Consider the following 23,008-nt stretch of genomic DNA (forward strand, 5'->3'; position numbering starts at 1 on the left):
AAACAAGCAAAACTATGCCTATAGAAATCATCATCAAGCAGGACCTGCTCTTCTACCATCTCAAGCTGCGTTGCTACGTTGTCATTGAGCTCAAGAAAGGCAGGTTGCTTCCTGAGTACGCCGGTAAGCTGAACTTCTCCCTCTCCGTAGTGGATGACAAACCATCATGGCTGTAGTCCCGCAAGCTGCTCACATTCCAAGGGCTTATCTTGAGTAGAATGCCATACTTACACGATATGAACTTGCTATCTTTACCTAAGCGTTGAAAGAAGTATTTACCTTATACATAAGTAATGAAAGAAGTACAGGATGATTCGCTGGTCATCAGTGACATTAAACAGCTTATTAACCATAGCCGGGAACAGGTAGCTATCACGGTTAATGCGGAGACCACCCTGCTTTACTGGCTAGGGCAAAAAACAGCTGTTGCTGTGTCCGCTTCGCCCAGGTTTTCCAGGATGAGTAGATTGTCTACGCACTGCGTAGACAACTAACCTGGACGCATCTGCGGACCATTATGTACCTGAACGATGAACTGCAGCGTAGCTTTTATATTGAAATGTGCAAGCTGGAGAAATGGAGCTCACGCACGCTGCAGGACCGGATAAAATCCATGCTCTATGAGCGCACTGCTATCTCCAGGCTGCCGGAGGTCACCATTCAAAATGGTCTGCAGCAAAACAGGAATCAAGCAGGCTTACGCCGGAGCAGGTTTTCCGAGACCCCTATATGCTGGATTTTCTAGGTCTGGCACACACCTATTCTGAAAAAGACTTAGAAGGTTCTATCCTGGCAGAGTTGCAACACTTCATCATTGAGCTTGGCAGTGACTTTGCTTTCTTAGCCCGTCAGAAGCGGATCGATCACCTTTGACAACCGGGGCTACTAAATAGGTCTACTCTTTTACCATCGGCGGTTGAAATCCTTGGTGGCTATTGATCTAAAAATCGATGAGTTTGAGGCAGTATATTCCCAATGATACCCATCTCTTCTCCTTCACCGCAAATAAAACATGGTCTAGCCGCTTTTGTAGAGAACACGAGCAAATGGCTGATAGTAAGGCGTTAACTAATCGGTGGATTCTTGACTTTCTATTATTGAGTTTGACTAAATTTTTAATCTTCTTTAAATCCTGTAATGGAATTACAAGTACAAGGAAGGGTGTGTTCAATGGATATTAATCAGTATGCAGGTGTATTAGATTATATGAAGTAAAAGCAGGATTGTTTCTTTAAAATATATAGCCCTTGCAAACTAGGTCAATACAAATATGTGAAACAGTCAATTTTAGTTAGCATCAACACTGTGTATGTTCAATGGTAGTTGCGATTCAACATGCGATATTAGTAAGTCTTAAAGAAGTTGGGTGTTCGACTATCATTTTTAGCTTTTCCATGTATTGAACCAAACTTTCTATGATTTGGCGGCTACAGTTAATTGTTTGTAGATAAGGGAGAACTGGTATTGGAGCAACTGCAGTTAAAAGGATGGTCGATAAAGGGAGTGGCAGGATTGAAGTAGAAGATAAGGAAGAAGTGTACGGCCTTTAGAGTAGTCTTAAAATTATTTGCATAATTTATATGCTCTAACTTTAAAACTTATCAAAAACGAAGTATAAAAATAGTGCCTTCTCCTATTTCAGACTGTACCTCCATGGTGCCGTTATGTAGCATAACAATCTGCTTACACAAGCTCAGCCCGATGCCGCTACCTTGTTTTCGGGTACTGAAAAAAGGTATAAAAATTTTCTCCTGAACTTCTTCTGACATGCCTTTCCCGTTATCGGATACCCTTATCACAACTTTCCCATTCGAGGCCTTCAAAGCAGATAAAGTAATCACAGGACCGATACTGTCTTTTACGGCTTCGATAGCATTTACAACCAGATTTATCAGCACCTGGTCCAGCAGGGTAGGGTCTGCCTGAAGCGATAAATCCTGATCCTTTAAGTTGATTTCCAGGCTGATGTTTTTTTGAGCGAGCGTTGGTTGCATTAACCGGGAGAGGTTAGAGAACAGCTCCCGAATATATACCTTATCTAAATTCAGCGTGGTTATTTTGTTCAGGTTTCTGTACGTTTCAGCGAACCTTAGGAGGCCCTCACTTCTGCGTTTAATCGTACTTATACCTATTTCAAGGTCTTCCACGTCATCCTGGTTTATACCGGTGGTAATAGAATGTTGCAACCGATTTTTCAGGGTGTCAGCCAGTGAAGAAATTGGTGCTACTGAATTCATGATTTCATGCGTCATCACGTTCAGAAGCTTTTGCCATGCCTGCGATTCTGTTTCGTCAAGGGCTTCGTTTATGTTCTGAAAAGCAACCAATTTATACTGTATCCCCTCATTCTGGAAGGTAGTGGCCGATAAGAGTACTTTAATAGACCGTTTGTCTTTCTGAGTTGTATGGGCAGTGGCTATTTTAGTTTGTCCGGGTTGCAATTGCTGCACTTCCAGGTATAACCCCAGATCCCTTTTCTCCAGTGCATGTACCGATTTTATATGGGGCACGTGAAGCAATTTTTTCAGCGATTCGTTCATCAGCAAAATTTCACCGCTGTCAAGTGCATACGTCATTATGCCGGTGTCTATCAACTCGGTTATTTTCTGCAGGTTCTGATATTGGGTTTGTTTTTCAAGACTGATGGATTTGAAAGTAGAGCTGATTTCATTAAACCCATGTCGCAGTATTTTCAGGTCTGAAGGGGCCTGTTTCTCATTGAAGTGAATAGAAAAATCGCGGTAATGGATGGATTGTATGAATTGCTGAAATTCCTCCTGTGCCCGCCTGTGAAACTGAATCAGTTCGTATACCTGGAAGATGATGACAGGCAGTATAAAAACAAGCGCTCCTGTCCACTGCTTTAGAAGCAGTAAAGCCGGTAAACTTAGGGTAATCACTAAGAGGATAACCCGTATAGAAAGCTTCAATTCAAAACTGTTAAAGCTCATACTTATTCAGTCGGCGATAAAGAGCGGTGCGCGTTATACCCAATTCTTTAGCGGCTTTTGTCATGTTGCCACCATGCCGTTCCAACACGCGGTTGATAGTAGTTTTTTCCAGTTCCTCCAAGTTTGTTTCCGCTACAGCGTCTTCAGCAACAGGGGCCGCCTCAATTGGTGAGAAAAGAATGTCTTCTGCTGATAATAATTCGCTGTCCGCCATTATCACGGCACGTTCAATAGCATACTGAAGCTCCCGCACGTTGCCCGGGTAATGGTAGCGCAGCAGCTTTTCCTGGGCTGGTTTGGACAGCTCAAGCGTTGGTTTCATGTATTTTGTGGCATACACTTTCATAAAATGCTTTGCCAGCAGAATAATGTCGTTCCCTCGCCTGCGGAGCGGCGGAATCGTTATTTCCACCGTGTTAATCCGATAAATCAGATCTTTTCGGAAATGTGCGTTATTCGCCAAATCCGCCAGTGACATATTGGTTGCACAAAGCAAGCGAACGTCTATATTGATCGGCTCATTGGTGCCCACCCGTATCACCTGCCTGTTCTGCAGCACACTGAGCAACTTAGACTGTTGGTGCAGGGATATGTTGCCTATTTCATCCAGAAAGATCGTACCGCCCTTTGCAGTTTCAAATCTGCCCGCCCGGTCTTCTTTTGCATCGGTAAAAGCGCCTTTTTTGTGTCCGAACAATTCCGATTCAAAAAGTGATTCTGTCAGCGCGCCTACATCCACTTTTACAAATGGCTTATCAGCACGTAGCGAATTTTGATGAATCGCCTTGGCCACCAGTTCTTTACCTGTTCCGTTCTCGCCTAGTATCAAGATGTTGGCATCGGTTGGCGCAACTTTTCTGATCTTGACAAAGATTTCCTGCATTACTTCAGATTCACCCAATAAATCAAAGGCAGGTATAGTAGAACTAGGCGAGAAACCAGCTGTTTTAGTACCGTTCCCTTTAGCGGAGATCGCAGCCTGAATGGTACCTATCAGTTTCTCATTGAGCCATGGTTTGACTACAAAGTCAAAGGCGCCTTCCTTCAGAGAGCGTATAGCCAGGTCGATGTCGCCGTAAGCCGTTATCATAATGACCGCTGTGTCAGGCTTCAGCTCTTTTATCTTTTTCAGCCAGAATAAACCTTCGTTGCCAGTATTAATGGAACTGAAGAAGTTCATGTCCAGCAGAATAAGATCGAATGTTTTCTCTTTTAAGATGGAAGGAATGTGCTCGGGGTTCTTTTCAGTGACAATTTCCTTCACCTGCGGCCTTAGCAACAGCCGGACAGCTGTCAATACATCAGTGTCATCATCAACCACCAGAATAGAAGCGCTCTTTAATTGCATATAAGAAAGTGTTTGGCAATGGAAAAGTATATAGAAACGGAATAAACTACAATTATGCCATTAATACAATACGCTGATTTAGAGAGAGTATAACCATATAACTACTTCCGACATGTACGTTTTCGCACACTGATCGCACGGTTCTGCACGCTGTGGTTTTAGAATTATTAGTAATGCGTTGATAATGAGGTATATGTAGTTTTGGCATTTGTTCTGATGATGAGAGTTTGCCTTAGACCAGCGCTATCAAAACCATAAATGAACTCCAGAACTGTTAAGCCATCAACGTATGTTCAGAAATTATTTCAAAACCGCTTTCAGGAACCTGTTTCGTCACAAGGGCTTTGCCATTATTAACGTTGCCGGATTGGCTTTAGGTTTAATTGCTTGTTTGCTGATCGGCTTGTTTGTACAAGATGAACTGCAATACGACAAATTTCTTCCGGAAGGGTATCAGGTATACCGTGTATACAATGATATCTCAGCCCAGGAAGCAGGTACGGTCTTGGCAGTTGTACCACCCATGTTCGGAACTACTTTAGAGGAAAGCATACCGGAGGTAGATAAAGTTGTGCGCATCCTGATGCTGCAATTTGATGCAAACAACCTGGTAGAGGTGGGGGAGAAGAGTATTTATGAAAAAGGACGCTTCTTCGCCGATCCTGCATTTTTCGAAATCTTTCAGCTTCCTTTCAAGTATGGTTCTCCTGAAAAAGCCTTAACAGATCCTTCTTCGGTTGTTATTTCTGATGCGTTTTCTGAGCGGGTGTTTGGAGACATGGACCCTGTCGGTATGAAAGTGTCATTAGACAAGCAGCCTTTCATTGTAAGGGGTGTTTTTAGTACTACCGAGAGATTCCACTTACCTGTAAACTTTGTGCTTCCGATGGCAGCAGCGGAGCTACCCGCCGAGCGTATGAAGTCCTGGGGATGGCAGCAGTTTTATACCTATGTAAAGTTGAAAAAGGGAGCTGACCCACAATTGGCACAATCAAAATTCAGAGGTATAGTAGCAAAGCAAATTGATGAGGATACAAACCAGCCACATAAATACCTGCCGTTCTTACAACCCCTAAACGAGGTATACCTTTATTCCGCAGGTTTTAAGTTTGATCAGTCTATCAAGGGCAACATTACTTATGTGAAGGCATTGAGTGTCATCGCCATCTTTATCTTACTTATTGCCTGTTTTAATTTTGTGAATCTGGCAACAGCCAAGTCTTTACAGCGCGCCAAAGAAGTGGGTGTACGAAAAGCCATTGGTGCCAGCCGGGGCCAGCTAATGTTACAGTTCCTCAGCGAAACAGTGTTGCTGACCCTTATCAGTGTCATCTGTTCTGCTGCACTTACTTCCTTGCTTCTGCCTTCCCTCAATGCCTTCACAGGTAAGGAAATGGACTTCAACGTATTCACAAATCCAGCCCTTCTTTTACTGTTGATTGGCTTGACACTGGTGGTTGGTATTCTGGCGGGGCTTTATCCAGCTATGATTTTGTCTGGTTTTAAACCAGTAAAGGTTTTGAAAAGCGCCGTTGTGGTTGACACTAAAGCAGGCAGAATCCAGTGGCTGCGTCACGGGTTGATTGTGGTACAGTTTGCCTTGTCTATCTTCCTGATCATAAGTGCCAGTGTCGTTTACAAGCAGGTAGGATACCTGTACAACAAAGACCTGGGTTTTAACAGGGAGCAGATCATGTTTTTCCAGATGCGGGGAGAGAACATGTTCAACAACCATGAAACTTTTAAAAACGAGTTACTGAAAGGGGCAGGTATAAAGGACGTAGCAATGGGCTATGGTTTCCCGGGTGATGCGACGGCGGGTGATGGCGTTATTGTGCCTAGAAACGGAGAGCAGGTACGGCAATCTGCTACACTATTGATGGTCGACTTCAACTATATAAACACACTGGATATTAAACTGGTAGCCGGCAGGCCTTTCTCAAAGGACTTTAAAACAGATGCTGATCATGCCTTTATGATTAACGAAACGGCTGTGAGAGAACTAGGCTACGAAACGCCGGAAAAAGCTTTAGGGCAAACGCTGCTGTGGCCAAGATGGGATGCACCTGATTCTTTAAAGGAAGGAAAAGTAATCGGTGTTGTAAAAGACTTTCATTTTAAGAGTTTATACGATAAAGTAGATCCAACAGTATTGCAGATATACCCGGGAGCTTACGTGAAAGTAGCCGTAAAAATGGATGCTGAAAATGTACCCTCATCTATAGAGCATGTCAAAGGTGTCTGGGATAAGTTCTCGCCTGATTACCCTATGGAATACATTTTTATGGATGATAACTTTGAGAAAATGTATAAAGCAGAAGACAAGCTGAAATCTCTGCTGACCATTTTTACCGCCATAGCCATTTTTGTTGCCTGCCTGGGCTTGTTTGGATTGGCTGCCTATGCTGCAGAGCGTCGAAAGAAAGAAATAGGCATCCGTAAGGTGCTTGGTGCTGAAACGTCATCTATTGTTGTTTTGCTGTCGAAAGACTTTCTGAAGCTGGTTGTTGTAGCCGCTCTCATTGCCTTTCCGGTTGCCTGGTATGCTATGCAGCATTGGCTACAGGATTTTGCTTACCGCATTGATATACCTGTCTGGATATTCCTGGCAGCCGGAATCGTAGCAGCCTCGCTGGCATTTGTAACCATCAGTATGCAGGCTATCAAAGCGGCAACTTCGGACCCGGTAAAGAATCTGAGAGTAGATTAGGTATAGGCTAACCTACTTTACTGATCTTAAAGTTGTGAGCTGTACGGTAGCAGACACTTAACTGTACGGTAACGCACACTATACCTATCATTGTTTACTGTGAATGTTTTCAATTTATTGATAATCAGCTATTTGGTTGTTGTGGCATATTAATTGGCAGAGCACAACTAACAGGATTAACCAAGCCGTTTACCATGGATCGCGTTTTAGAGAAAAAGAACCCCACCCCTAAAAAAATTGCCCTGCTAACAGGTGCTACCCTTGTATTGGTAATCGTGCTCTACAACCTACTGTTTGCAGAACATACATCAAAATTAAATGTAGAAACCAGCCGTGTTACCATCGGGGCGGTGCAGAATGGTATGTTTCAGGAGTTTATAGCCATTGACGGAACAGTAGAGCCACTCAAGTCTTTTTTCCTTGACATACCAGAAGGCGGCAGGGTAGAGAAAATTTATACAGATGATGGTCGTATGGTAGAGAAAGGCGATACCATCCTAAAACTTTCCAATACTACCCTACAGATAGATTTCATGACGCGTGAAACACAGCTTTACGACTTGATGAATGAACGCCAGAATACTGAAATCTCCATGAAGCAGGACCTGATCCGGAAGCAGAATGAACTAGCTGAGATTGAATACAACTTAGCCTTGGCAGAAAGAACTTATAACAGGAATAAGCTCCTGATTGCTGAAAAAGTAATTTCGCAGGAAGAGTATGAAGCATCCAAAGACCTGTATGAGTATCAAAGCAAGCGACGCACACTGGCAGATCGCTCCGTGAAACAGGACACGCAACTAATAAAAGAGCGCCTCCGTCAGTTGGATGAGTCCATCAAAAGAATGACAGCAAACATTAATATGGCCAGAGGCACCCTCAATAATCTATATGTGGTTGCTCCTATTGCCGGCCAGCTTTCTACCTTAAGAGCAGAAGTAGGGGAGTCCAAATCGCCGGGAGAGAACATCGGCCAGATAGATGACCTGGATGGGTATAAAGTAAATGCCAGCGTCGACCAATATTACATTTCACGCATCTTCCCTGGCTTGACAGGCACATTTGATTTTAGTGGAAGATCACATCAGGTAAAGGTGGCGAAGCTGTTTCCGGAAGTGCAGAACAACACTTTCAGAGTAGATATGGAATTCATGGATGGAGCTCCACAAGGTATACGCCGCGGGCAGACACTTCAGCTAAAACTCAATTTGAACGATGGCGCCAAAGCAGTCTTATTACCGCGTGGAGGTTTCTATCAAAGCACGGGCGGCAATTGGATATTTGTGGTAGATAAATCCGGAGAGTATGCTGTGAAGCGACCTATTAAGCTTGGACGACAGAACCCGCAGTACTATGAAATAATAGAAGGATTACAACCGGGTGAAAAAGTTGTGCTGTCCTCCTATGAAAGTTACGGTGAAATTGACAGGCTTGAATTGAAGTAAATACAAGAGGGATGAAACATGAAATTAGTCACGCGAAAAGATTGAAGACCAATTTTAACTTCCCGTATTTTTCCAAATGCCTTCAGTACGAATTAAGACTAAGAAATTAATAATAACATTTACATAACCCACCAACATGAACACCAAAGAACTAATTATCGAGACTGAGAATCTTCAGAAGAAGTATGTAACGGATACTGTGGAAACCACTGCCCTTGCTGGTGTTAGTTTGCGAATTGCAAAAGGGGAATTCGTTGCTATTATGGGGCCATCGGGTTGTGGCAAATCCACTTTGTTAAATATTCTTGGTTTATTGGATAACCCCACATCCGGTAGCTTGCGGTTCTCAGGTCAGGAGATTGCCGAAGCAAGTGAGCGCCAAAGAGCTAAAATCAGGAAAGCGAACCTGGGCTTCGTTTTCCAAAGCTTTAACCTGATTGATGAACTTACTGTGGAAGAAAATATTGGACTGCCTTTGGCCTACCTGGGAGTCTCCAAATCTGAAACAGCGCGCCGTGTAACAGAAGCCATGGAGCGCATGGGTATAGCGCACCGCCGCTCGCACTTCCCCCAACAATTATCAGGTGGACAGCAGCAACGGGTAGCTATTGCACGTGCCACGGTGTCCAATCCAAGCCTTATACTTGCCGATGAACCAACAGGTAACTTGGATTCGGTGCATGGCCGTGAAGTGATGGCACTGCTTTCCGAACTAAATGAAAATGGTACCACCGTTGTGATGGTGACACACTCGCCTTCTGATGCAGCGTATGCGCACCGGATAGTGAATCTGTTTGATGGTCAGATTGTTACCGAGGACTTGAATGCTAGAAAGCATGCGACGGAGTTGCTTTAAAACAGCATTGAACAACTAATATTAAGGGTAGTTGCACTCATACCTTTCATCCGGGTTGAACTCAGATCAGACCTCTTAATTTTTTGTAAAAGCGATCGCTATAGGTATCGCTAATCGGGATGATCTGATCTGCAATTCTGATCCTGTTCTTTTCGATGTGGTCTATCTTGTCAATGGCAACCATAAAGGAACGGTGTACGCGGGCAAAATCCTGCGTGGGCAGTAGCTCTTCCAGTTTCGCAAAGCTTAGGAGCGTCATGATCTTTTCTTTGGCCGTATGTATTCGCAGGTAGTCTTTCATTCCCTCTACGAATAGAATATCACGGGTTGCAATTTTCTGGATACGATGGCCCACTTTCAGGAACAGGTATACTGGCTCGTGTTTCGACTCTGCTCTAACTTCTGTCCTTTCCGGTAGCTGGCGGATACCCTGTTCCTGATACAGGCGCAGTACGCCTTTGTAGAATCTTTCAAAGGAGAACGGTTTTACCAGGTAGTCCTTCACTTCCAGCTCAAAGGCTTTCAGGGCATACTGATCGTAGGCAGTCGTCAGGATGATCATCGGCTTTGGGTTCAACATCGGGATAAAGCTGAGACCGTCCAGGTCAGGCATGTTGATGTCCAGGAAAAGCAGGTCGGGCTTATCTTCATCGAGCTGGGCAGCTGCCTCAAGAGGACTCATAAAAGTGCCTTTCAACTCCAGGAAAGGCACCTTTGCTACATACTCTTCCAGTATTTCCTGAGCCAGATGCTCGTCATCAATTATATAGCAGCTGAGCTTCCCTTTCATGAACCAGTGAATGAAGACTATGAATTTTTAGAGTAACTGTAAATATCTCGCCTGTGTTGTTTATTTCCAATTGATGCTGGTCCGGATATAATAATGCTAGCCTTTTTTGAACATTTGGCAGACCAATGCCGCCCGGTTCTTCCAGCGTGTTATTTTGATGTTTCCCGATCGGGTTCTGTATACTGAAGGTAAGGGTATTTTCTTTTATCGTTACGCTCACCTTTATAGCACCTGGCTCCAGTCGTGCAGGACTGTGTTTGTAGGCATTCTCCAGGAGGTGTATGAAAAGCAACGGAGCAATATGGCAGGACTCAGTATCTCCAGTTATTTCAAGATCTACCACGGGGGCTTTCTTATACCTGAGTTGCTGCAGACCCACGTAATCCTGCAGATAAATCATTTCCCTTGAAAGCGGTACCGTGGGAGCATTGGATTCATAGATCATGTAGCGCATTAGCGAAGACAAGCGCATCACGGCTTCCGGTGCTGCTGGTGCCTGTTTGTATACTAAGGTGTGGATGTTGTTGAGTGTGTTGAACAGAAAATGAGGATTGATCTGTGATTTCAGGTAATAAAGCTCTGCCTCCACGGCCTGTTTCTCTAACTGCTCTTTCTTGATGGTGTTAAGCACCAGGTTCTCTGTGATTCTGGCCAGCCAACTTAGGAAAATAAAGGGGATTATTATTGAGAATAGGGAAATAAGATAGTACTCAGATAAAAGGTCAAAGGTATCCAGCTTTCTGTAATGTAAAAGGATATACAGAGCAGGACCAGTCAGCACGATTCCTGCCAGCCTAAGGAAATAAGCACGCTTCTTATTTTTCCCTAAGTACAGGGTTAGGAGAAGGAAATGGCTATAAAACACATACAAAGCTGTCAGTATAACTGCCACGGTTAGGTGAAGCCAGTGGGCAGTATCCTGACTTAGCTGTAAAGCTATCAGCAGACTGAACAGGATCCAGAGACCGATGTGGATCCGCGAGAATACCTTTTTAATTCGATTCATAAAACAAAGATATTTTTTCCTGCCATTCTCTTACTGCCTACTCGACCGTTGCCTTATCTTGATCTACGAAATGGTTAATCAAGGCCGCAAGTGCTTTGAGGGAAGCAAATCAGCCATTGGTCGATTACTTTACAGCGGTAGCATATCGCTTTTTGCTTTCCGTTCTGGTGGAACTTCCTTTATTCTGAAAATGAGCGGGAATGCGCTGAATAGGTGCTTCGCTTTCTTCAAATAAAGATTAAATGTAAAAACAGAACTATGGAAAATCCCCAGATCAGCCTGACCATTCGCAATGTCTCGAAAACCTACGCGAATGGCGTACACGCATTGAACAATGTTACCCTGGACATTCCCCAAGGTATGTACGGCCTGCTAGGCCCTAACGGTGCCGGGAAATCTACCCTGATGCGCACGCTGGCCACCTTGCAGGAACCCGATGAAGGAAGCATACACTTGGGCGACATAGATGTGTTGCGTCAGAAGGAGGAGGTGCGGCAGACGCTGGGGTATCTGCCACAGGAGTTCGGGGTATACCCAAAAGTGAGTGCAGAAGAAATGCTGGATTACTTTGCAGTACTAAAGGGCATCACCCAGCGCGCATCACGCAAAGAAGTAACGGAGAGTTTACTCAAACAAACCAATCTCTGGGACAAGCGCAAACAAAAGCTGGGGGGATTCTCAGGCGGCATGAAGCAACGCTTCGGGGTGGCCGTGGCGCTCCTGGGCAACCCCAAACTATTGATTGTGGACGAGCCGACGGCCGGACTGGACCCAGCAGAACGCGTGCGTTTCCTGAACCTTTTGAGCGAAGTAGGCGAGAACAGTGTGGTGCTCCTGTCTACCCACATCGTGGAAGATGTATCAGAGCTGTGCACCAACATGGCCATCATCAACAAGGGACAGATACTGCTACAGGCAAACACCCAACAAGCTGTGGCTGCACTGGAAGGCAGCATCTGGCGAAAACTAACTGATAAAAGTAATCTGCCTGCCCTGGAGCAGGAGCATCAGGTCATTTCTGCCAAGCTCCTGAGCGGGCGAACCATGGTGCACATCTATAGCGAGGAAAACCCCGGGAATGGATTTGAACTGGCGGTGCCGGACCTGGAAGACGTGTACTTTTCTGCCATGACGGGCAATCATGGGCAACCGCAAAAAGTGAAGGAGGAGGTGCAACTATGAAGTTCCTGAAAATTCTTCACCTGGAGTTCACCTACCAGTTGCGCAGTATCCCTACCTGGCTTTATTTCCTGGTCCAATTAGTCCTTGCTTTTCTATGGATGATCGGGAATTACATCCATGACGCGCGGGATGGTTATTTCTTGTTTAATGCGCCCATCGTGATTGGGGCTGTTACAGTTTTATGCAGTGTTGCGTGGCTTTTGATAGGCGCATCAGTGGCGGGTGATGCGGCGGCCCGCGACGTGGAGACACGTATGTTCTCGCTAACTTACACCGCTCCTGCGAGCAAAGGCGAATATCTGGGGGGCAGGTTTTTGGCCGCTTTCTGCCTCAATTTCATCATCCTGCTCGGCATTCCGCTGGGCATTCTGATTGGCCTGTACCTTACGGGGGTAGAACCTGAGATTATGGGCCCATTTAGGTTGGCCACCTATCTGACTACCTTTTTCTATATCATTCTGCCCAACACGTTTATTGTGACGGCTATCCAGTTCTCGCTGGCGGCGCTCACCAGAAGGGCCATGGCAAGTTATTTAGGCGGAGCCATCCTTTTTGTAGCCGCGTTCATTCTAGGGCAAGTTCTGCAAGACAAAGGGGAGTGGGGGAATTTAATAGATCCCGTGGGCTTTACCCCAATCCAGAGCCAGTTGTCCAATGAATGGAGCCCGCTGGAAAAGAACACGCGCCTGCTCGCACTGGAAGGCACGCTGCTTCTGAACCGCCTCCTTTGGCTCTGTATTGCGGTGGGCATGTTGGCGCTTACCTATTTCCGTTTTCGATTCATTTTGCCAGAAACAGGTCAAAAACCAAAGCAAGCCATCCAACCAGAAACAACGATGGCAGGACTGAAGTGGGGCAACGGAGGATTGGGGAAGGCATTGCCACAAATCGAAGGGATGTTTGGCTTGGCCACCCACTTACGCCAGTTGCGCCTTCTTTTCTGGAAAGGCTTTTTGCAGGTAGGCAAAAGTTTTACAGGACTCCCTCTTTTGGCGGCCATCGCCCTGATGGCATCCTTTGCCTTGGAGGGAAACCTGAAGGCCAAAGGCGTTCCCATATTACCTAAAACTGACCATATCCTGAATCTTCTGACGGCATCTATCACAGAGATTGATTTCTTCTACCTTGTCATTGCCCTGCTAACTGTTTACTATGCCGGGGAGTTGGTGTGGCGGGAACGGGAAACAGGCCTGAGTGAGATTGCACATGCAACACCAGTGCCGGAGTGGGTACTTTTCCTGAGCAAGTTTTTGGCGCTTAGTCTGGTATTGGTAGGGTGGCTGACCTTCCTGATGACGGCCGCAATCCTCGCGCAGATTAGCAGGGGCGGCAGTCCTGAGATAAGGCTATACCTGCAAGGTTTTTTTGGATTACAGTTAGTAGATTGCCTCCTGTTTGCTTTGCTGGCCCTCTTTGTGCACGTGCTGGTCAATCAGAAATTCGTGGCCCATTTGGTGGCCCTGTTAATTTACGGGTTCATCCTCTTTGCCCCAAATCTGGGCGTGGAGCACAAGCTTCTCATCTATGGGGCCAGCCCAAAATGGTCGTATACAGACATGGTGGGCTATGGGGTTTCCCTGGCGCCGTGGCTGTGGTTTAAGCTTTACTGGGTGGCGTGGGCACTACTGGTGGCCGTGGCAGCCAAGTTACTATGGGTACGGAGCCGGGAAGGAAGTATACGGTCACGTCTCCAGCTAGCCCGCAGGCGCTTTACCCGCTCCACGGCTTTAGTTACCATTGTCTTAGCGGGTCTTGTTCTCACGTTGGGCAGCTTCATTTTCTATAACACCAATGTACTAAATGACTACTCCTCTGCCTCTGAAATCTTAGTGGAACGAGCGGAATATGAAAAGCTATATCGGAAGTATAAAGACAGGCCACAACCGCTCCTGACCAAGACCAAGTTACACGTGGAGATTTATCCTGAGCAGCGGGAGGTAGACATACGTGCCACTTACTTTTTGGTAAACAATACAAACGTCGCCATTGACTCTATCCATCTGGCTACTACACCGGACGTTCAAACCATCAAGGTTGCCTTTGATCGGAGTGCTGAGAAGCTACTAACTGATGAAAAGTTAAGGTACCATATTTACGCCCTACGCACACCACTACAGCCCGGAGACTCCCTGCGACTCAGCTTTGAAGTGCATTCTAAGGCTCTCGGCTTTGCGAACAGCGGAGCAGACGCCTCTGTGATGGCTAATAGTACCAACTTCCGGAATTATGAATGGTTGCCTGCCATTGGCTATCAGGATTACCGTGAGCTGGATGATGCTGGTTCCAGAAGCAAGTATGGACTTTCTCCTCGGCCTATAACTTCTTCTCTTTATGATAAAAAGGCGCGCCTAACTGCCCCTTTTGCTGAGCGTGTTTCCGTTGAAGCGGTCGTGGGCACGAATGGTGATCAAATCGTGGTAGCGCCGGGAGCCTTGCGCCGGACCTGGACCAAAGGCAACCGCCGCTACTTCCGTTATGTGACGGATGCTCCCATCAAACATGAATACAACTTCTTCTCTGCGAAGTATGCGGTGCATGAAAAGCAGTGGAAGGATGTGGTGATTCAAATTTACTATGTCCCAGGCCAAACAGAGAATCTGGAGCGCATGGCGCGGAGTGTGGAGGCCTCGCTGGAGTATTACACCAAGCAATTTGGATCTTACCCACACCGGCAGATTAGGTTGGTGTCGTACCCTGGGTACGGATTTGGAAATCACGCAGCCCCCATCAATATTACCGCCCAGGAGGGATTTTTCCTCCTGGACCCGAAGAAGGACGAACGAGGTTTTGATCTGGTAACAGCGGTGGTGGCCCATGAAGTGGCGCATCAGTGGTGGGGCAATCAGGTAGACCCCGCCTTGGTAGAGGGCTCGGGATTGCTTTCTGAGAGTATGGCATGGTATTCGGCAATGGGAGTTTTAGAAGAGAAATACGGGCCAGAGCATTTACAGAAACTGTTGAGCTTTTTACGTGAGGAGTATGAAACACCACGGACTAAGGCGTCAGTACCTTTGCTACAAGCCACCGACTGGTACCACAACTACCGCAAAGGCCCTATGGTGCTTTATGCCTTGAGCCACTACATGGGAAAGGAACGTGTGAATGGTGCGTTGAGAAATTTGCTGAAGAAGCACGCTGCCGGAAAGCCGCCGTTTCCTACCTCTCTTGACCTTTACCAAGAACTTAAGACGGTAACGCCAGACTCTATACAACCTCTGCTTCATGATTTCTTTGAGAAAAATACTTTCTGGGAACTGGAGACAAAACAGGTAAGGGCAAAGCAAACCAAAGCAGGAGCCTGGCAAGTGACCCTCAACGTGCAGGCGCGAAAATTTGTGGTGGACAGTATAGGTGTAGAGACTGCCTTGCCCTTGCATGAGTGGATTGAGATTGGTGTCTTTCCTGAAGCCAAAGCTTACAAAATAGTTGAGAAACCACTCTACCTGCAGAAGCACCGCCTACGCACCGGTCAACAGGCCATCACAGTAACCGTGCCACGCAAGCCTTCCCGCGCAGGTATAGATCCCAATAACTTGCTTATTGATTGGGAAATGCGGGATAATGTTAAGGAAGTCGTACTTGAGCAATAGTAGCTTAAGTTAAAACTAGTCTTCGCTTGAACTGAATAATATCACAGTTATTACTGTAGTGTCCCTGGCATCATCAGCGGTGCTTCTTTGTAATTTGGGCTCAAATCCCTCGCTCCCTGCTGGTAGCGATACCAAAGAGCAAAGCCCATCAATCATTGATGGGCTTTCTCATTTTGGTTTTCCCCCAAGGGATACCTTGTCACCATAATTCTGGAGATAGTTTAATGCTTCTCCAGCAGCCCATGAAAGATCAGACTAGCCAGGCCTTCATACACGGCAGAAGGGGTGTAGTCAATATCTTGCATGAGTTCTGGTGGAACCTGGCTTATAAACTCCGGGTCCAGGATTTTCTCCAGGGCACTGGCGTATAGCAGCACGGCCAGCGAGATATTAGCGTCTTTCCGGATATAGCCCTTCTGGTTCCCCTCCTCCAGCAAAGTTTTAAATCGCTTAAAAGCCGCCTCGGTGCGGTACTGTTGTAGCAGCTGCCAGGTTTTGGGAGTGTGCTTTCTGATGTCGGTGAGCAGTTGCCCGTTGATGCATGCAAAGCGCTGCCCCACAGTGCGGAAGACCTGCTCTGCTTTATGGGCAAAATCGGCTTCCTCCCGCTGGAGCAGGTTTTCAACGTCCCGCTGCAATGCTTCCAGGTAATGCTTAATCACGGCGTGGAGCAATTCCTCTTTTCCTCTGAAGTACTGATAGAGCGTTTTTTTACTCATACCCAGTTGTTTGGCCAGGTCAGCCATTAGTACTTTGCTGTAGCCCTGGTTGAAGAACTGTTGTTGCGCCTCCTGCAGAATCAGATTTTTTGGGGTATTGGTCGAGTCCATAGTATTGGGGTGTGCTTCATGATCACCGGCTTAGCTGCAAAGGTATCAACAGCTGGGTCCGGGAGGCTTTATACGACAAAAAAATCTCCTGCAGTCAGTATTTTTACTGACAATAGCAGGAGATTTCAGCTATATAATCACCTAAGTTAAGCTGGATGGTTCAAAGCTTAATTTTTAAGCTTTTGAGCCACAGGGTATTACGCCAGCTTAACGTTAACAGCGTTCAATCCTTTCGGGCCTTTTTCGACCTCAAAAGTAACACGATCATTTTCCTTGATCGCATTTACCAAGCCATTCTGGTGCACAAAGATGCGTTCCTGGCTTACATGATCCTGGATAAAGCCATAGCCTTTCGAATCGTTGAAAAAAGAAACGGTTCCTTTTCGGATCAGGTCAGCCGGGTCGATCTCAGCCTGCTTGGCCACACCGATCTGGATTTCTTCCTGTTTGAATTCTTTTTTCTTCTTCGTAGGATCTGGCGGCGTGTCGGTGATATTGCCGAACTCGTCCACATAGGCCATCATTTCATCCAGGCCTTTCCCTTTGTCAGAGTTGGCTATACGCTCCTCGCGCTTCTGCTCTTTGTCTTGTCTTTTCTTAAGTCTCTTCTTCTCTTTTTCTTTTTTGCTGAAGGTTTCTTGTGATCTACCCATATATGCTGTTAAATGATCTATAAAATAATGGTATGCTAATGCACAGGTTTTTTAGTACCTGAACAGGAAATTTGTGCCGTTTCGAATCCACTTTTCAAAAAATGAATTGTCGTTATACTCGCCGGTCACAAGTTCGAAATCGGGTTGGTCTCTGTTTGTACGTGAGTTCATGAACTTTGGGAGGGAATCCTGATTGTTTGGGGTCCAGTCCTGTCCTTTCTGGAGGGCTACGCAGATGTACTCGCGGGTGGTAGTGTCTACCAGGTATCTTCTATTCATCGTAAGGAGGGGTTAGGTGAAACATTGCCAGGGCGGCATTATACTAACGGGAAGTGGTGCAAAAACATGCACATCAAACTTAAAAAAAAGCCTCACCCGCAGGCAAGGCTTTTCTCGAAATGACTTATATCTGAAAACTAAGCACGCTTAACGTTAATCGCGTTCAGTCCTTTTCTGCCTTCCTGCAGCTCAAAAGTCACTTTGTCGTTTTCCTGGATTTCATGTACCAGGCCAGTCACGTGTACAAAGTACTCCTGATCTGTGCTGTCTTCTTTAATAAAACCAAAACCTTTCAGGTCATTAAAGAATTTTACTGTTCCGTTATTCATTCTGTGTTGTTTAATTATATACTAACTACATTATAGAAAGTATATAGGTTCATTTATTTTTTTACAATGTACGATAAAAATTTTACAATTCCGAGGCACAGTCTGTTTTATTACCAGAGTTATATATTCAACAAAACCGATTCCACTGGCAAAAGTGCGTTTGCGCGCTCCAAAGCCAATTGCCTGCCTTAATAACGGGGCAGCATGCGGAAAGTTAATGACCAGTGCGAGGACAGATTATGAAATAAAAAAACGCAAAGAAGTTGGTGTTCACTAAAAAGTATTTAAATTGGCCGTTGAAATGAACAAGCAACAGACATCTTATACCTTCTTTTTTTACTTTTTTCCTCACAAGGACTAAAGCGGGAAAAGGTATATGTCACCATATAGAGGCCCCGCATTGAGCGGGGCCTTTTTTATTTTATAAACTTCAGATTAGATGCACGCGACGCAGCAGAATTTTTATTACAGCTTTGGTCTTAGCTTTTACTTTTTTGGTAAACGCCCGGGGCTGTATTGATTATAGGTTAACTGTCAATTATCACCAGCGCCCCGGAGTCTTACTTCGGGGCGTTTTTTTTTGATTCATATGAAAATAGCAATTCAAGGGATAGCGGGAGCATTCCACGAAGAGGCCGCCCGGCTCCGGTTCGGCGATCAGCCCATTGAGATAATGCCTTGCCTTACGTTCCGGGAACTGGCTGAAGTGGTTGCCTCCGGACTGGCCGACAGGGGTATCATGGCAATAGAGAATACCATAGCGGGCACGATACAGCCTAATCTGGAGCTCATAAGGGAGCAGCAGCTATGGATAAGCGACGAAGTGATCATGCGCATTCGTCAGCATTTGGGCGGCGTGCCCGGCTCGTCGCTTGAAGATATACGCCAGGTATACTCCCACTACATGGCCCTGAACCAGTGCCGGCCCTTCTTCGAGGCATACCCCGCTATAGAACTGATCGAAGCGGAGGATACGGCCCTGAGTGTCCGGAATGTCGCCAAGGCTGGTTCTAAAGAACTCGCAGCTATTGGCAGTGCGCTGGCCATTTCCCAGAACGGCCTGATCGTGCTCGGGGAGGGGATCGAGGCAAGCAAGCAAAACTATACCCGTTTTTTGATCCTGGACAGACAGCCACAACAGATCACCTCCTACAACAAAGCGACCATCAGTCTGGTGCTGCAACCCCATCCGGAGGCTTTCACAGAGGCCATAGCGCTGCTGCAGGAGCGGCACATTCAGGTTTCCAAAATCGAATCGGTGGCTATACCTGACCGGCCCTTTCACTACCGCTATTATCTGGACCTACGCTTCGAGGCTGAAGAACAGCTGGAAGAGCTGCTGTTGTCACTCCATATCCTGGCCGGATCTGTCGAGCTGATGGGGAAATACACTGCCTATACCTTATAAACAAATTGTTATGATCAAACCATCAATACGCGCCAGCAGCACCAGCGCTTACTACTTCTCCCAAAAACTGTCGGAGATCAGCCAGCTCGAAGCACAAGGCCGCACCATTCTCAATCTGGGTATAGGCAACCCGGATAGGGCACCCGATCCGAAAGTAACTACAGCACTGATAGAGGCTGCCGGAAAGGAGGAGGCGCATCAATACCAGTCGTATCGCTGTACGCCTGCTTTGCGTCAGGCGCTGAGTGCCTGGTATAAGCGGTGCTTTGGGGTAGTACTCCATCCTCAGGATGAGGTGCTGCCGCTCATTGGTTCCAAGGAAGGTATTATGCACCTGTCGCTGGCCTTTCTGGATAAGGGCGACGAGGTGCTTATACCTGATCCGGGCTACCCGATCTATGCAAGCGCAGCCGCGGTGGCCGGTGCCAGAGCAGTACCTTATAACCTGACAGCAGCGCAAGGCTGGCTGCCTGACGTGGCTGAACTGGAAAGTCTGATCAGTCCGGCTACCAAAATGCTGTGGCTTAACTTCCCGGGCAATCCAACGGGGGCTGTGGCAAGCAGAGCCGATCTGCAGGCGCTCATCGCTTTTGCTCATAAATACCAGATCCTGCTCTGCCACGACAACCCGTATGCGCTGGTTCTAAACGAAGAGCCGCTCAGCATCTTACGTATTGATGGAGCGAAGGAAGTGGCCGTGGAACTCAACTCATTGAGCAAATCACATAACATGCCCGGCTGGCGCCTCGGTATGCTGGCCGGAAAAGCAGCCTATCTTAATGCTGTGGCCAAAATGAAAAGCTATTCGGATACAGGCATTTTCAGGCCGATTCAGGAAGCTGCTATCGTGGCTCTGGAGGCAGATGAAGGCTGGTATAAGTTGCTGCAACACACTTACCTGGAAAGGCGGGAATTGATCTGCCAGCTACTGGATACGCTGCAGTGTACTTACGCCACTAGGGGAGCGGGGCTATACCTGTGGGCTGCTATACCTGCAGGTTGGCAAGACAGCTTTGCCTACAGCAATTACCTGCTCAATACTTTCGACCTGTTTGTGGCACCAGGCCCGGTATACGGACGCAACGGCGCGGGCTATATCCGGGTAGCGCTGACGCAACCTGCCGAGGCACTGGCCCAGCTGCTGCAAAAGGTACAGCAGCACGAGCTATCAAGCCTGCAGGTATAGCATCATCAAAAAACAGACTTTAAAAACGCATTAGCTTCAATCAATATGAATACGAAATCAGCATGGACACTGAAAGCGCAGGAACAGCCGCTCATCATAGCGGGGCCTTGCAGCGCTGAGACAGAAGCGCAGGTGCTCGCTACAGCCCACCAGTTAAAGGACACAGGGGTAAATATTTTCAGAGCAGGTATCTGGAAACCAAGAACCCGACCGGGCTCTTTCGAAGGTATAGGCCGGCCGGCACTTGCCTGGCTGCAGCGGGTGCAAGCAGAAACAGGGCTGCGTGTGGCAACCGAGGTAGCGAACACCAAGCATGTAGAACAGGGCCTGCAGCATGGCATTGATGTGCTCTGGATCGGTGCGCGCACCACTGCCAACCCATTTGCCGTGCAGGAAATTGCCGACGCCTTAAAGGGCACTGCTATACCGGTTCTGGTCAAAAATCCTGTTAACCCGGATGTGAATCTTTGGCTGGGGGCTATCGAGCGCTTGGAAAAAGCAGGCATCAAACAGGTTGGCGCTATACACAGAGGCATCTCGCCGCTGGGCAAGTCAGTGTACCGGAACAACCCGGAATGGAACATGCCCATAACTCTGAAAAAGCTGCGCCCCGATCTGTTACTGATCAATGACCCGAGCCACATTGCCGGCAACCGTCAGCTACTGGCAGGTATAGCCGAAACAGCGCTGGCCCTTCACATGGATGGCCTGATGATCGAGACGCACCTGCAACCGGAAGCTGCCTGGAGCGATGCCCATCAGCAGATTACCCCGCAGGCGCTCAGAGAACTTCTGGCAAAACTCAGCGGACGTCCATTGGCCTCCGGCACCAGGTCGACTACGGATCTGAATGATATGCGCCACTCCATTGATTACATTGATGAGCAACTGATTGATCTGTTGAGCTACCGCATGCAGGTGGCCACTGAGATTGGCAACTACAAAATGCAGCATGGCCTGGCAGTGTTCCAGCAGGAAAGGTGGGCGGAGCTACTGGAAAAACATACCAGTCTTGCTCTAAGCAAAAATCTTAATGAGGAGTTTATTACGCAGTTGTTTGATCGCATCCACCAGGAGTCAGTGAGGAGACAGCATGGGGTGCTGCCGCTTATTCCCGTGCGGGCGGTAGCGGTTGGACAGTAAATTAACTGATGCACGCGCGTATATTATACCTGAAAGGTATAGCCTACCGGCCACCACCAAAGCACCAGCAGCCCGCCCAGCAGCACGATGCCAAACAAAAGCGAAATCTTGGCAAGCAAGCCTTTGTTTCCTAAAAAGCCGACCAGGGCCCCTTTAAAAGCGACGTTGGAAAGCGCGGCCACTAAAATAATGCGCCAGCCATTGTCGGGCGATAAATTGCCCATGTTCATCAGCCGGGAAGTAGAGAGCGTAATCGCATCCACATCCGTCAGTCCTGAAATAAAGGCGACTATGTACAGGCCGCTATCGCCGAGGTAATCTTTTGCAGCAGCTGTCGCCAGAATCACCAGTCCGTAAATGGCGCCGAAGACCAGGGCCGCTTTCAGTTGAGCGGGGTTTTCCTGCTCGGGCATATGGTCGCTTTCCGCTTTGTTGGTAAAGTAGGCAATCAGGCCGGTTATGACCATCAGCCCAACCACAACCAGCAGGGGAGGAGCCACCTGCGGCATGACACCCGGTGCTACGATCAGGATCTCGGTCAGTATCCGGAAAAAGGCAACTGTAGAGGCGATAAAGATCACTATGGCGGCCAGCTGGCTGCTTCCTTTGGACTGCTTGGTACGGCGGGCATAGCTCACTGTAGTGGCCGTGCTCGAGATCAGTCCGCCCAGCACGCCTCCTAGAAACGTGCCTGCCTTGTTGCCGAAAATCTTGTATACAAAATAGCCGAGCAACCCTATACCTACGATCAGCACTACCATCAGCCAGATGTTGTTGGGGTTTAGTACCTCATAGGGGCCATAGGCTTCGTCTGGCAGTATAGGCAGTATAACAAAGGAGATGACCACAAACTGCATGATGGCTGTCAGGTCCCGCTGCCCGATGCGCGATACTATGCGGTGCAGGGTTGCTTTGAGGTGAAGGAGAACCGCTACGGTGGCACCCAAAGCCACGGCCACTGTCGTGCTACCCAATACCAGGTAGGCACCTACAGTATACATAAGCAATAGGGCTGCTTCTGTTGTCTGGCCAACATCAGGTATAGGTTCCTTCTTTTTCATGAAGTTGGCAGTGACGACAATAGCTGCCGTAGCGACCAGGCCTGCTCCCACAATCCAGCCACCCAGTTCGCGGGCCATCAGTGCAGTGAGAGTGCCAAAAAGTGTAATGAGTGGGAAAGTGCGAATACCGGCAATCTGGGCGTTGTCATGCTGCCGCTGCAGACCAACCAACAGGCCCAGGCCCAGTGAAATAGCAAGTATCTGGAAGAGTTCCTGTTCCATGCAGGCAGTGATAAGGTAT

General features: G+C 47.3%; 19 protein-coding genes and 1 pseudogene. 11 read left to right on the forward strand and 9 right to left on the reverse strand.

All coding sequences use genetic code 11. From position 1 onward, the window contains the following. Window positions 1-14 precede the first annotated feature (14 nt). The 3 genes and pseudogenes from K3G39_RS17995 to K3G39_RS18005 all read left to right on the forward strand — a co-directional run. A complete protein-coding gene (locus tag K3G39_RS17995; RefSeq protein WP_255594484.1) occupies window positions 15-176 on the forward strand; it encodes a PDDEXK nuclease domain-containing protein in 162 nt (53 codons plus the stop codon). Between the two features lie 302 nt (window positions 177-478). Next, the gene (locus tag K3G39_RS21230) at window positions 479-745 is read left to right on the forward strand and encodes a DUF1016 N-terminal domain-containing protein (RefSeq protein WP_370627284.1); all 267 of its coding nucleotides are present in this window, start codon (window positions 479-481) and stop codon (window positions 743-745) included. After that, window positions 721-873, forward strand: a pseudogene (locus K3G39_RS18005) (PDDEXK nuclease domain-containing protein); the annotation flags it as partial. The gene K3G39_RS21230 and the pseudogene K3G39_RS18005, both read left to right, overlap by 25 nt. Before the next feature lie 728 nt (window positions 874-1,601). Here the strand turns inward: K3G39_RS18005 and K3G39_RS18010 are convergent. Together K3G39_RS18010 and K3G39_RS18015 are read right to left on the reverse strand one after the other, a co-directional pair. After that, a complete protein-coding gene (locus tag K3G39_RS18010; RefSeq protein ID WP_220627563.1) occupies window positions 1,602-2,951 on the reverse strand; it encodes a PAS domain-containing sensor histidine kinase in 1,350 nt (449 codons plus the stop codon). After that, a complete protein-coding gene (locus K3G39_RS18015; RefSeq protein WP_220627564.1) occupies window positions 2,941-4,299 on the reverse strand; it encodes a sigma-54 dependent transcriptional regulator in 1,359 nt (452 codons plus the stop codon). Before K3G39_RS18015 ends, K3G39_RS18010 begins: the two co-directional genes overlap by 11 nt. 289 nt (window positions 4,300-4,588) lie before the next feature. Between K3G39_RS18015 and K3G39_RS18020 the strand changes: the two genes are divergently transcribed. The 3 genes from K3G39_RS18020 to K3G39_RS18030 all read left to right on the forward strand — a co-directional run bounded on the left by K3G39_RS18020 (window position 4,589) and on the right by K3G39_RS18030 (window position 9,310). After that, a complete protein-coding gene (locus K3G39_RS18020; protein ID WP_220627565.1) occupies window positions 4,589-7,009 on the forward strand; it encodes an FtsX-like permease family protein in 2,421 nt (806 codons plus the stop codon). Between the two features lie 194 nt (window positions 7,010-7,203). After that, entirely contained in the window at window positions 7,204-8,454 is a 1,251-nt protein-coding gene (locus K3G39_RS18025) for an efflux RND transporter periplasmic adaptor subunit (RefSeq protein WP_220627566.1), read from the forward strand. A gap of 136 nt (window positions 8,455-8,590) precedes the next feature. After that, a complete protein-coding gene (locus K3G39_RS18030; protein ID WP_220627567.1) occupies window positions 8,591-9,310 on the forward strand; it encodes an ABC transporter ATP-binding protein in 720 nt (239 codons plus the stop codon). A gap of 61 nt (window positions 9,311-9,371) precedes the next feature. Here K3G39_RS18030 and K3G39_RS18035 read toward each other — a convergent pair whose 3' ends face one another. Together K3G39_RS18035 and K3G39_RS18040 are read right to left on the reverse strand one after the other, a co-directional pair. Beyond that, entirely contained in the window at window positions 9,372-10,100 is a 729-nt protein-coding gene (locus K3G39_RS18035; RefSeq protein WP_220627568.1) for a LytTR family DNA-binding domain-containing protein, read from the reverse strand. Then, a complete protein-coding gene (locus K3G39_RS18040) occupies window positions 10,069-11,106 on the reverse strand; it encodes a sensor histidine kinase (protein ID WP_220627569.1) in 1,038 nt (345 codons plus the stop codon). The genes K3G39_RS18035 and K3G39_RS18040 overlap by 32 nt, the downstream gene beginning before the upstream one ends. A gap of 258 nt (window positions 11,107-11,364) precedes the next feature. On the opposite strand from K3G39_RS18040, the gene K3G39_RS18045 reads away from it, so the two are divergent. Together K3G39_RS18045 and K3G39_RS18050 are read left to right on the forward strand one after the other, a co-directional pair. Continuing rightward, a complete protein-coding gene (locus K3G39_RS18045; protein WP_220627570.1) occupies window positions 11,365-12,288 on the forward strand; it encodes an ABC transporter ATP-binding protein in 924 nt (307 codons plus the stop codon). Next, window positions 12,285-15,878, forward strand: a complete 3,594-nt coding sequence (locus tag K3G39_RS18050; RefSeq protein ID WP_220627571.1) for a M1 family aminopeptidase — start codon at window positions 12,285-12,287, stop codon at window positions 15,876-15,878. The genes K3G39_RS18045 and K3G39_RS18050 overlap by 4 nt, the downstream gene beginning before the upstream one ends. A 221-nt stretch (window positions 15,879-16,099) precedes the next feature. On the opposite strand, the gene K3G39_RS18055 is transcribed toward K3G39_RS18050, so the two are convergent. From K3G39_RS18055 to K3G39_RS18070, 4 genes are all read right to left on the reverse strand, one after another. After that, window positions 16,100-16,708 carry a TetR/AcrR family transcriptional regulator gene (locus K3G39_RS18055; protein ID WP_220627572.1) on the reverse strand — a complete coding sequence of 203 codons (609 nt, stop codon included), beginning with the start codon at window positions 16,706-16,708 and terminating at the stop codon, window positions 16,100-16,102. Window positions 16,709-16,905: 197 nt separating this feature from the next. Then, window positions 16,906-17,361, reverse strand: a complete 456-nt coding sequence (locus tag K3G39_RS18060; RefSeq protein WP_220627573.1) for a cold-shock protein — start codon at window positions 17,359-17,361, stop codon at window positions 16,906-16,908. Window positions 17,362-17,412: 51 nt separating this feature from the next. Continuing rightward, on the reverse strand, window positions 17,413-17,640 hold the full coding sequence (locus tag K3G39_RS18065; protein WP_220627574.1) for a hypothetical protein: 228 nt from the start codon (window positions 17,638-17,640) through the stop codon (window positions 17,413-17,415). A gap of 137 nt (window positions 17,641-17,777) precedes the next feature. Next, on the reverse strand, window positions 17,778-17,969 hold the full coding sequence (locus K3G39_RS18070) for a cold-shock protein (RefSeq protein WP_220627575.1): 192 nt from the start codon (window positions 17,967-17,969) through the stop codon (window positions 17,778-17,780). A 589-nt stretch (window positions 17,970-18,558) separates the two neighbouring features. On the opposite strand from K3G39_RS18070, the gene K3G39_RS18075 reads away from it, so the two are divergent. Genes K3G39_RS18075 through K3G39_RS18085 form a run of 3 tightly spaced genes read left to right on the forward strand, consistent with a single transcriptional unit; the run spans window position 18,559 to window position 21,706 of the window. Then, window positions 18,559-19,377, forward strand: a complete 819-nt coding sequence (locus K3G39_RS18075) for a prephenate dehydratase (protein ID WP_220627576.1) — start codon at window positions 18,559-18,561, stop codon at window positions 19,375-19,377. 10 nt (window positions 19,378-19,387) lie between these two features. Further along, the gene (locus tag K3G39_RS18080) at window positions 19,388-20,563 is read left to right on the forward strand and encodes a pyridoxal phosphate-dependent aminotransferase (protein ID WP_220627577.1); all 1,176 of its coding nucleotides are present in this window, start codon (window positions 19,388-19,390) and stop codon (window positions 20,561-20,563) included. A 45-nt stretch (window positions 20,564-20,608) separates the two neighbouring features. After that, window positions 20,609-21,706 (forward strand): bifunctional 3-deoxy-7-phosphoheptulonate synthase/chorismate mutase type II, encoded by a 1,098-nt coding sequence (locus tag K3G39_RS18085; protein WP_220627578.1) that lies wholly within the window; start codon window positions 20,609-20,611, stop codon window positions 21,704-21,706. A 23-nt stretch (window positions 21,707-21,729) separates the two neighbouring features. On the opposite strand, the gene K3G39_RS18090 is transcribed toward K3G39_RS18085, so the two are convergent. After that, entirely contained in the window at window positions 21,730-22,989 is a 1,260-nt protein-coding gene (locus K3G39_RS18090) for an MgtC/SapB family protein (protein ID WP_220627579.1), read from the reverse strand. Window positions 22,990-23,008 lie beyond the last annotated feature (19 nt).

The organism is Pontibacter sp. HSC-14F20 (assembly GCF_019599265.1).
Classification (GTDB): domain Bacteria; phylum Bacteroidota; class Bacteroidia; order Cytophagales; family Hymenobacteraceae; genus Pontibacter.